The organism is Bifidobacterium apousia, assembly GCF_007559275.1.
GTDB lineage: Bacteria > Actinomycetota > Actinomycetes > Actinomycetales > Bifidobacteriaceae > Bombiscardovia > Bombiscardovia apousia.
On sequence record NZ_VMHK01000004.1, the window covers coordinates 159,570 to 169,663 of the forward strand.

Sequence of the window (10,094 nt, forward strand, 5' to 3'; positions counted from 1 at the left end):
GCCGCTTTGGTTTTGGAAGGCCTAGTACCGTTCCTTGCCGTGGTGCTGTAAATACATTCTTACGTACACGCATTCTTACTTGGAATGGCTTTCTGCATAGCATGCACGGCCGAGACGTATGCGTACCCCAATGTACGTCCCAACCCTTGGAGGGCTTTAACTGGCAACAAGCTCGGATTCCGTACTTGGATTCAGCAGGCAGTGAGAGCGGATCGCAGACTTGCACTCAGTCGGCAATGGGTATGGGTTCCATATGGATTCCACATCTGCGCTCAACCGGCACCGGCAATTGGCAACCGGCAACAAGTATGCACCCCATATCCATCCATCCAGCCTGTATTCCACAGATACCAGTCAGGCCGACGAATCGTCGTGCATTCCGCAACGGTTCGTCGGCCTGACAACGCAGGGGAGGGCACCCAATCTCAGGAGAAGCGCAGCCGAATCTGCTCGGCCGTGCCGTAGGAGGCCTGCGCCCCCTGCCCGGTGGCGGCGTAGGCGGAGACGTAGGAGGCCAGCTGGGCGGCCTGCACCAGGGTCATGTCGGAGGCCAGGCCGGCCAGCACGGTGCCCATGAAGGCGTCCCCGCAGCCGGTGGTGTCCACGGCGTCCACATGCACGGCGTGAATCCGGTAGGTCTGGCCCTGGTCCAGCACCATGGATCCTTCGCCGCCCAGGGTGACGATGGCCCGGTGGAAGCCGAAGTCCTGCATGGTCTGGTTGATCCGGTCCCAGTCGGCCCCCAGCCAGTCGCCATCCTCGGGCTCGTCGATGCCCAGCAGCTGAGCCATCTCATGCTCGTTGACCAGGATCAGGTCCGAGTTGGCGATCAGGTCGGCGGGCAGGTCGGCGCGGAAGGGGGAGTCGTTGAGCAGCACGGTCATGCCGGCCTCGTGGCCCATGCGCGCGACCTCGGTGACCGTCTCGATGGGGCTCTCCAGGCACAGGCCCAGCACCTTGGCCGAGGTCAGGGCCTGGCGGGAGCGGTGGGCGTAGTCCACATCCACCTTGCCGTTGGAGCCGGGGGAGTAGACGATGGTGTTCTCGCCGCGCGCGTCCACGGTGATGACTGTGGTTCCGCTGGCTCCCGGCACGGTCATCACATGGGAGACGTCCACCCCGGCGTTGCCCAGCTGCCCCAGTAGGAAGTCGGCGTTGGAGTCGGATCCCACGGCCCCGAAGAGCCTGACCTGGGCGCCGATGCGGGCCGCGGTCGCCGCCTGGTTGGCCGACTTGCCCCCGGGCAGCACCTCCAGGGGACCCCCGTTGATGGTCTCGCCGGGCTTGGGCAGCCGGTCGGTGTTGACGGTGTAGTCCGCATTCATGGACCCGACCACCGAGATGGATCCCGTGATGGTATCCAGTCCCTTGAGCACCTGGTCGGGTGCCGCCGCCATATCTTGAATCATGTTTCTCCGTTCTTTGATGAGCTTGTCCGCCTTGATGATCACGCTGTGACAGGTTCAGGGATCCTGGCCGGTGTGCGCGGGCGGGCGACCCACCGAGGCGCAGTGGCGGTAGCTGGTCTGCAGCCGGACCGACCGCACGGGAGAGCCTGCCATCAGAGCCAAGAGCATGTCAACGCAGCGGGTCCCCATGGTGTCGATCTGCTGGGAGATGGTCGACACGGCTGGGGTCAGGATGCGGAAGACGGGCAGGTCGTCGAAGGTGACCATGGACAGGTCCTCGCCGATGCTGATTCCTCGGGACTGGGCCGTTTTGATGGCGCGTATGGCATCCAGGGAGGATCCGAAGAGCACGCCGGTGATTCCCTGCCGGGCCCAGAGGTCGATCATGTCGGGGTCGAAGGTGCCGGGCTCTACCTGGTCGGCCAGGGGGTCGTCCATGCCCTCGATGCCTGCCAGCAGGTCCCGGTAGACGTTCAGGCGTTCGCGGAAGGTGGCCGATTCCTTGAGGGGTCCGGGCACCAGGGTGATGCGTCGGTGGCCTTGGGTGTGCAGATCTTTAAGGGCCAGCCGCAGGCCGGGCTCGGGGTCGGCGTCCACGCAGGGGATGGCCCGCCCGTCGCGTCCGGCGGCACCCTCGGCGGCACGGTCCACGCAGACCAGGGGCAGTCCGCGTCTGGTCAGCTCCTCCAGGGTGTGCGAGGAACGCGGCCCGGGCACGATGATGGCTCCGTCGATGTGTTGGCCTAGCAGGTTGCGCACCTGGGCCCGGTCCTCGCCGGGGTCGCCTTGGGTGGAGGTGCAGATCAGGGTCTGGAAGCCGTGGTTGAGCAGCTGTCCCTGGATCAGGTAGGCCAGGTCCGCGAAGTAGGAGTTGCGGATGTCGGGGATGAGCAGGCCGATGGTGCGCGAGTGGGCGGAGTGCATGGATCGGGCCCGGGAGTCCGGCACATAGTGCAGGTCGTGGATGACCTGGTTGATGCGCTGTCGTGTGGCGGGGGAGATGCGCCCGGAGTCGTTGAGGGCTCGGGAGACCGTCGATACGGAGACACCGGCCCGTTGGGCCACATCCCTGATCGTCGCGTACGCCATCATGGCCTTTCGTCGAAGTGGTCGGCCGCCGGGCCGTGCTGCCGACCTCGGCGGTTGCCTGACCGACGCCATGGTCAGGCGAACGGTTCTGACAGCTCTCAGTTATATCAGTGCGGTAACGATACCGCAACTTTCACAGCATGGCCGTCGAGGCTCGGTTGCGAGTGAAGGCGAGCGAGGCTAAATGCTGGGTGAAGGGTTACTGCTTGCGCGATTATGCTGGTATTGGGAGGATGAACAGCGGCCGGGCTGGCTGGAGCATGTATGCCCTCGGCCGGCTTGGCCGCTGTTTTCCTCTCTCCCGGGCGGGGGCGGTAGGGCGTGCATGTCTGCTCGCGTGCTTTCGCCTGCGGGAGTGTGGTGGGGGCGCGGGAGGCGTGTCGGCTCTCTTGGGGTTGAGCCTTGGATGGCACTGGCCTCCCTGCTCCCCCTGTACGGGCCGGGGGCGGGGGGATGATATGCCGCCCGGCCGGTCTTACTCGTGCGAAGCGTGAAGTAGTTGGCGTGCTTCCCTCCGGTGGCGGCGTGAGGCCATGACCCCGCCCATGCCGGTCATCCCCGTAGCGAGGGCGAGCAGGATGCCCTCCCCTCCGGCCCTCGGGAGCACGCCCAGCGGCAGGTACGTGTACTTGAGGGTAGTGTCCGGCTTTTGGGGTGCGCCGCCCAACGTGTAGTCGACGCTGACCGTGACCGTGCCCGGCGCGTGTGCAGGTGCTGCCACGCTGACGCTGCCGCCTTCGCCGTGCATCAGCCCTGATGCGGGGGTCTGGTCGAATCTGACGCCGGTGATCACCAGCTGCAGATTGAACGCCACCGGCACCGGAACAGTCGAGCGGCTGGTGCTGTTGTTGCCGAGCTGGCCATAGTGGTTCCATCCCCAGGCGTAGGCGTTTCCGTCGCCGCCCAGGGCCAGCGAATGCCAGCCTCCGGCACTGACCTGCACGTAGGTGAAATCCGCTGGCAGGTCCGGATACGTCTTGGGATCAGGCTTCCTGACCATGACCGGCATGGTCCTATTGGTGGTCGTCCCGTCGCCGAGCTGGCCATACCTGTTGTTTCCCCAGGCGTAGGCGTTTCCGTCGCCGCCCAGGGCCAGCGAATGCCAGCCTCCGGCGCTGACCTGTGTGGCTTGCAGTCCTTTGCTCGCGTCAGCCGGGCTGGCGGGGTCTCGCACGCGCACAGGAACAGACGAATACGTATCTTCGCCACTGTTGTTGTTGCCGAGCTGGCCACTGCTGTTGCTTCCCCAGGCGTAGGCGTACCCGTCGCTGCCCAGGGCCAGTGAATGAGCGCCTCCGGCACTGACCTGCACGTAGGTGAAATCTGCTGGCAGGTCCGGATACGTCTTGGGATCAGGCTTCCTGACCATGACCGGCGTGGTCCGGCTGGTTCTCGTCCCGTCGCCGAGCTGGCCATACCTGTTGTTTCCCCATGCGTAGGCGTTTCCGTCGCTGCCCACCGCCAAGGAGAAACCATAGTTGCTGTTTCTTCCTCCGCTGACCTGGCTGAATCTGATGCCTTGGCTGGCCTTGTCTGGAGGAATGATGGTGGCGGATCCGCCGCCCAGCTGGCTGCCCTTGTCGGGGCTGATGCTCCACTTGTTGTTCTGGCTTTCGGTCCACTTGGCGGTCAGGGTCAGGTCCTTGGTGACGGGCTTGCTGAAGTCGTATGCGACTTCACCTATGAACCATCCGTCGAACAGGAAGCCTTCGCGCGCCGGGTCGGGTGTGGGCCGCTTCACCCTGCCCAACGGGTGGGTCACTTGCTGCGGGTCCGGTTCCGGGCTTCCTCCGTCCGTGTCGAAGCGGACCGTGTATGCGGGTCCTTGTTGGTCGTCTCTGGTCATGGTCTGGTCGACCGTGTAGTTGAGGCTTCTGGTGAAGGGCTGGCCGTCCTGCCTGCCGGTGATGAGGATGGCGGCTTGTCCGGGCTTGCGGGCGGGGATGTCCGTCTGCCAGGCGTCGTTGTTCTTGCTGAGTTTGAGCGGCTGCCCGTCCATGCTGGCTGATTCCAGGCTGGGTGCTTGAGTGGTGGTGATCCCTGCCGGCTTGCCGGGCTGGCCTTGCTTGTCCAGGCTCCACCTGTATATGTTGCCCTGCCTGCTGATGGCGGTGATCCTGTTGCCGGCCTTGGTGGCCTGCATGTACTGCTGGGTTCTGTCGTCCGCCTGGGTGGGCTTGCCGGCTGGCTCCCACGCCCATATGCTGCCGTTCTTGCCGGTGATCATTGCCTGGTCATTGCCGGTGGTGATCCGGCTGGTTTGCACACCGTCCGGCAGGCTGACGGCTGTAGGACTGGTTGTGCTGTCGGCCAGGTACCGGGCCTGTCCCTTTGAATCCAATAGGAGGAATCCTCTGCTGAGGGCTTGCGCTTGGATGATGCGCATGCCCGGATCCTGCTTGATGCGTTCTGGTTCGGCTTTTCCAATCTTGCTTGCGTCCCAGATCCAGGCTTGCCCGTCAGCGTCCACGATGAGGGCCCGGCTGGCGGAGGCGGCAGCGAGGACGGCCTGCGCATGAGCGGGCAGCCTGGTCGTGACCTGTTCGGCGGGTTTCGGGTTCGGGCCCTGGCTGTCGGCCTGGCTGGTTTGGAAGGTGTGGACCTGTCCCTGCCGGTCCACCGCCAGGAGCCTGTCGTCGTTGATGCTGATGCTGGTGAACTGGGTGTTCCGGCCGGTGTCGAGGATGGTGGGCGTTGATTGTCCGTTGTTCCAGGTGTAGATGTGCTGGTCGGATCCGAGGGCGGCCTGCCGGTGGCTGCCGGCTGCGGCCTGCAGGTAGTGGAACCCGTCGGGAGCCTGGGCGGGGAAGGGCACCTGCTTAGATGTGCCGTCTTGCGTCCAGGTGTAGATGCGCCCGTCGCCGGTCAGGCCGATAATTTGGTTGCCTGAAGTTTGGAAGCTGGCGAACTTAGGTTCTTGCATGTCTGGCGGGTTGATGGTCAGCCGTGCGCCGGGGGCGGGCCCGTGGTTCGGGCTCAGCGTCCAGTCCGTGACCTTGGTCCACCGGGCTTTCAGGGTCGTGTCCTGGAGGATGGGAGCCTGGAAGTCTAAGGGCTGGCCGTCATGAGTCCACCCGTCGAATAGGAAGCCTTCGCGTACAGGATTGTGTTGCGGGGGAGCGGCGAGAGTCCCGGTTTGCACGGCTGACTGTGTCGGCTTGCTGCCGTCAACAGGGTCGAATCGCACCGTGTGTGTGGCTTGATCATCCGTCTTATCGGATGGTTTGGTTGAAGTGGATTCTGCACTGCCAGTAGCATCTGTCGTCGATGACGGGGTGCCCGGCTTAGGTGATGCGGGGTTTAATGGTGTGGTGGTTTGTATTGGTGAGGGTGTGGATAGTGTTGTGCTGGTTGTGTTGCTGGGGGAAATGCCGGGGGTTCCGTCAGCTACGCGAGGGGTCTGACGACCCCCCCCCCCCGGTGAGTATGGGAGCGTCCGCCTGTGCGGATGCGACGCCCATGCCTGCCAGCAGTCCCAGCAGGATGGTCGTCATCGCCGTGATGCGACGCAGACGGGAAACCAGATGCATGAAACCAAAACCCCTTCACCAAACACCAAGCGGTATCAACACCGCCTGCCTATTCAAAGTTCTTCCTGTCGGAAAGCCGTGCTGTCTGTCAATGCCAGCCCTGCATCGTATTGCAGTAGCCATGGCGTAAACCAGTCGTCTTTTCGACATCCCCCGCTTTTCACCCTACCACCCAGCCCGCCAACAACACACGAGCCAGTTTCAACCGCTTGGCGTCAATGACTCTGATAGTAGGGGTAGGGCGGCTGATTACAACAATTTTCTGGGATGGTGAGCGCGGACGGCGGCAGGATTAACTTGGGATCGTGTACCCGTGGCGAGTCTGGCCGCGTCTAAATCTGTCTCAGGCGGGAATGAGAGTGGATTGCCCGTGTTCCCGTCGGCAGAAGTGTGGTGGGGGGGGGCAGGAGGGGTGTCGGCTCTTTTGGGGTTTGAGCCTTGAATGACACTTTCCTCCCTGCTCCCCCTGTTCTGGCCGGGGGCGGGGGGATTGATACGCCCCCGGCCGTTCTTACTCGTGCGAAGCGTGTGACAGTTGGTGTGTTTCCCTCCGGTGGCGGCGGGATGCCAGGACCCCGCCCATGCCGGTCATGCCCGTGGCCAGGGCGAGCAGGATGCCCTCCCCTCCGGCTTTGGGAAGCACGCCCAAAGGCGTGTACGTGTAGGTGAGAGACTTGTCGGTTAAAATCTGTCCTGTGCCGCCGAGTGTGTAATCGACGCTCACTGTGACAGGTCCCGGCTCATGTGCAGGAGTCACCACGGTGACGCTGTTGCTGTTGCTGGCTTGGTTCAGGCTCGTGGCTGGGCTTGTGTCGAATCTGACTGCGCTGATTACCGGCTGGAGGTTGAACGCCACCGGCACAGGAACAAGACTCTGAGCTTTACTGTTATTTTCACCTGTATTTTCACCTGTGGGGATGCTGTCGTTGCCGAGCCGGCCAGAGTTGTTTATTCCCCATGCTTTGGTGTTTCCGTCCGTGTCAATGGCCAGCGAATGATGGTCCCCGGCGACTAGTTGCGCGACGTGCAACCAGGGGCCGGCCGTGCTTGTGGATTGCGCGGAGGCGAATACCTTAACAGGGAACGATTGATCTTTTGTGCTTTTGATGCCGAGCTGGCCATGATCGTTGTCTCCCCATGCCCAGGCGTTGCCGTCCTGATCGACTGCCAACGAATGATTTTCTCCACCGCTGACCTGCGTTGCTTTCAGTCCTTTGCTTGAGTCGTATGGGCTGCTAGGGTCGCGTACGGGCATAGGGAAAGACGAATCTATTTTCGTGTTGTTGCCGAGCTGGCCATTGCCGTTGTATCCCCATGCGTAGGCGTTCCCGTCGCTGCCTGCGGCAAGCGAATGAGCGTTCCCACCGCTGACTTGTGTGGCTTTCAGCCCTCTGCTCGTGTCAGTGGGGTTGGCGGGGTCTCGCACACGCACAGGAACGGTCGAATTCGCAGAGTCGCCACTGGTGTTGTTGCCGAGCTGGCCATTGTGGTTGTATCCCCATGCGTATGCGTATCCGTCGCTGCCCACGGCAAGCGAATGCGAGGCTCCGGCACTGACCTGTAGGGCTTTCAGTTGTTTGATCGCATCAGTAGGGCTTTTAGGATCGTGCACTGGCACAGGGAAAGACGAATCCGTTGTGATGTTGTTGCCGAGCTGGCCATATAGGTTGTTTCCCCAGGAGTACACGCATCCGTCGCTGCCCAAGGCCAATGAATGTGAGGCTCCGGCGCTAACCTGTGTGGCTTTCAGCCCTTTGCTTGCATCAGTAGGGTTGTTGGGGTCGCGCACACGCACAGGAACATACGAATATACGCTGTAACCGCTGGTGTTGTTGCCGAGCTGGCCATAGAAGTCCCATCCCCAGGAGTACACGTATCCATCGCTGCCCAGGGCCAAGGAATGCCATCCTCCGGCGCTGACCTGCACATAGGTGAAATCCGGCGGCAGGTCCGGATACGTCTTGCGATCAGGCGTCTTTACTACGGCCGGCGTATGCCGTTCGGTGGTCGTCCCGTCGCCAAGCTCACCATAGGTGTTGTCTCCCCAGGCGTATGCATTCCCGTCGCTGCCTACAGCTAAGGAAAAACCAGAGAAATAGTTTTTTGATCCGCTGATCTGGCTGAATCGTATGCCGCGGCCGGGTGATGGGGTGATGGTGGTCTGCTGCCTGCCCAGCTGGCTGCCCTTGTCGGGGTTGATCTTCCACGTGTTGGTTGAGTCTAAGCGTGTCCATTTGGCGGTGAGGGTGAGGTTGTTGGTGACGGGTTTGCTGAAGTCGTAGGCGACGTTGTTGATGAACCATCCGTCGAATCGGTAGCCTTCGCGCGTTGGGTCGGGGGCGGGGCGCTGGACCCTGCCGTAGGGGTAGTCGACCTGCTGGGGGCCGGGCGTCGGGCTTCCCTTGTCTGTGTTGAAGGTGACTGTGTGGGTGGAGGCCGATCTCGTGTCTCTGGTCAGGGTCTGGTCGACGGTGTAGTTGAGGTTTCTGGTGAAAGTCTGGTTGTCTTGTCTGCCGGTGATGACGATGATGGCTTGTCCGGGTTTGCGGGCCGGGGCTTGCGCCTGCCAAGCATCGTTGGTTTTGTGGAGTGTCAGTGCTTGGCCGTCTATGCTGGCTGATTCCAGGATGGGGACAGTGGTCGTGTGTGTTCTGTCCGCTTTACCGGGCCGGCCTTGGGCATCCAGGCTCCACGTGTATATGCCGCCTTGCCGGTTGATTGCGATGATCCTGCTGGCGGTGCTGACGGCCTGCGTGTACTGCTGGTTCGCGTTGTCGGCGCGCATGGGCTTGCTGCCGGGCTGCCAGGCCCAGAGGCGGCCGTCCTTGCCGGTGATCATGGCCTGGTCCTCGTCGGCGGTGATCCTGCTGGCCTGTACGCCGCCCGGCAGGATCACCGGGGTCATGCCGGCCGTGCTGCCTGCTAGGTAGTGGACCTGCCCCTGTGAATCCAGGATGAGAAAGCCTTTGTTAAGCGCTGCAGTCTGGATGATGCGCGCGCCCGGGTTCTTCCTGATGTGCTCTGGTTGGGTGTTGCCGGTGTTGGTCGCATCCCATGTCCATGCTTGCCCGTCCGTGTCCAAGGCAAGGATCCGGCTGGCAGAGGCGACGGCGAAGACGGCCTGCGCCTGTCCGGGCAGGCGTGATACGGTTTGCTCTTCTGGCTTTGGGTTGGGATCATTCCCGCCGGCCTGGCTGGTCTGATAGGCGTAAACCTGTCCCTGCTGGTCCACGGCCAGGAGCCGGTTCTCGTTGACGCTGATGCTGGTTAACTGGGTGTTCTGGCTGGTCTTGAGGGTGGTGGGCGTGGCTTGTTGGCTGTTCCAGGTGTAGATGTGCTGGTCGGATCCGAGAGCCGCCTGCCATTGGTCGCTTGCTGCGGCCTGCAGGTAGTGGAATCCGTCGGATGCTTGGGCGGGGGCGGAAACCAGTTTGGGTGTGCGGTCTCGCGCCCAGGTGTAGATGCGCCCGTCGCCTGTCATACCGATAAACTGATCTCCTGCGGCTTGGACACTGACGTAGTAAGGCTCCTGCAGGCTGGGCGGGCTGATGGTCAGCCGGGCTCCGGTGGCGGGTCCATGGTCCGGGCTCAGCGTCCAGTTCGTGACCTGGGTCCAACGGGCTTTCAGGGTCATGTCCTGGAGGATGGGGGTCTGAAAGTCAAAAGGCTGGCAGTCGTATGTCCACCCGTCGAACCGGAAGCCTTCACGCACAGGGTTCTGTTGCGGGGGAGCGGCGAGAGTCCCGGTTTTCACGGTTGACTGTGTCGGCTTGCTGCCGTCGGCGGGGTCGAAACGCACTAAGTGCGCGGCTTGATCGTCTGTCTTTTCAGCTGATTTGGACGGAGCTGAGTCTGTATTGTCAGGTGTTCCCGTCGTCGATGACGGGGTGTCTGGGGTTGGTGTTGCGGTGCTTAATGGTGTGGTGGTTTGTATTGGTGATGGCGAGGGCAGTGGTGTGTCTGTTGCGTTGCTGGGGAGAGTGCCGGGGGTTTGCTTAGCTACGCGAGGGGTCTGACGACCCCCCCCCCCCGGTGAGTATGGGAGCGTCCGCCTGGGCGGATGCGA

3 protein-coding genes and 1 pseudogene are annotated in these 10,094 nt (G+C 62.7%); all 4 read right to left on the reverse strand.

All coding sequences use genetic code 11. The annotated features are described in order from the left end of the window. Positions 1-425: 425 nt before the first annotated feature. The gene (locus FPK30_RS06560) at positions 426-1,409 is read right to left on the reverse strand and encodes a ribokinase (protein WP_420809430.1); all 984 of its coding nucleotides are present in this window, start codon (positions 1,407-1,409) and stop codon (positions 426-428) included. 54 nt (positions 1,410-1,463) lie between these two features. Next, positions 1,464-2,501 (reverse strand): LacI family DNA-binding transcriptional regulator, encoded by a 1,038-nt coding sequence (locus tag FPK30_RS06565; protein ID WP_198199097.1) that lies wholly within the window; start codon positions 2,499-2,501, stop codon positions 1,464-1,466. Between the two features lie 472 nt (positions 2,502-2,973). Then, positions 2,974-6,028: pseudogene (locus FPK30_RS06570) on the reverse strand (RCC1 domain-containing protein). 511 nt (positions 6,029-6,539) lie between these two features. Continuing rightward, the coding region (locus FPK30_RS06575; RefSeq protein WP_476695619.1) for an RCC1 domain-containing protein at positions 6,540-10,094 on the reverse strand (3,555 nt) is incomplete at its 5' end.

Bases quoted from the DNA above. Each gene is read 5' to 3' on its own strand.
- FPK30_RS06560 (WP_420809430.1), bottom strand. From the start codon at position 1,409: ATGATTCAAGATATGGCGGCGGCACCCGACCAGGTGCTCAAGGGACTG.
- FPK30_RS06565 (WP_198199097.1), bottom strand. From the start codon at position 2,501: ATGATGGCGTACGCGACGATCAGGGATGTGGCCCAACGGGCCGGTGTC.